The 789-nt window shown below is 39.0% G+C and carries 1 protein-coding gene and 1 pseudogene; both read right to left on the bottom strand.

Annotated elements, in window-relative coordinates:
- Positions 1 to 73 (bottom strand): annotated as a pseudogene (locus tag ACFIO5_RS11405) (DUF4170 domain-containing protein); the annotation flags it as partial.
- A gap of 45 nt (positions 74 to 118) precedes the next feature.
- The coding region (locus ACFIO5_RS11400; protein WP_375705469.1) for a 3'(2'),5'-bisphosphate nucleotidase CysQ at positions 119 to 789 on the bottom strand (671 nt) is incomplete at its 5' end.

Below are 789 nucleotides of genomic sequence, written 5' to 3'. Positions count from 1 at the left end.
TACTATTGAGATTTTTTAATTCTCCACCAAATACAAGATGTAAATATTGTTTTTTTTCGTTGGTTTCAATCATGTGTGCCTCCATATCGTTTAGAGATTTTAGCGCGTTTTTATGTGATTAAACTAACTTTGCTTGACGAACAACATCTATCATATTTTGACAGCAATTATTTTTGCCAGCAACTAAAAATCCATATTGATAAGGTTCAATCCCATACGATAAAAAAGGTGCATCAAGTGGCAGAAAATACCCCCCACATTCCTGCAAAATAAGATCAGCAGCGGCAATATCCCACGCATGACAATTCGGACGAATTAACACAATATCGATCTCACCTTGTGCAACAAGAACAATACGATAGGCAAGAGAAGGAATGTGACGGTAAAAACTAACCTGATTACAAAAATCATCCGGCAATTTTTGAGCTAGCGATTTGTCAAGCGAAACTTTATATTTTCGATTAACCTGAGATGGCAAAAGAGGAAGCTTTATGCCATTTAACGTCGCCCCTTCACCAGTAACAGCTGCATAAACGTTCCCTTGAGCAGGACACTGGACAACACCTATGATGGGGCGCCCATTCTCAATAATGGCAATAGAAACACACCAATAGGTACTGCCAGAAAGAAAACCACGCGTTCCATCAATAGGATCAACCACAAAAGAGCGTTCATAGCTCCGTTGACTCCGATTATCTTTTGTTTCTTCTGAAATCCATCCATAATTCGGACGTGCTACAAGAAGCCTTTCCTTTAAAAAGTGATCAACTGCTAAATCTGCCTCACTGA

It is taken from the genome of Bartonella sp. AA86SXKL (assembly GCF_042196885.1).
Note: the sequence above shows the minus strand (reverse complement) of the source record. Positions and strands in the feature narration are given on the sequence as shown.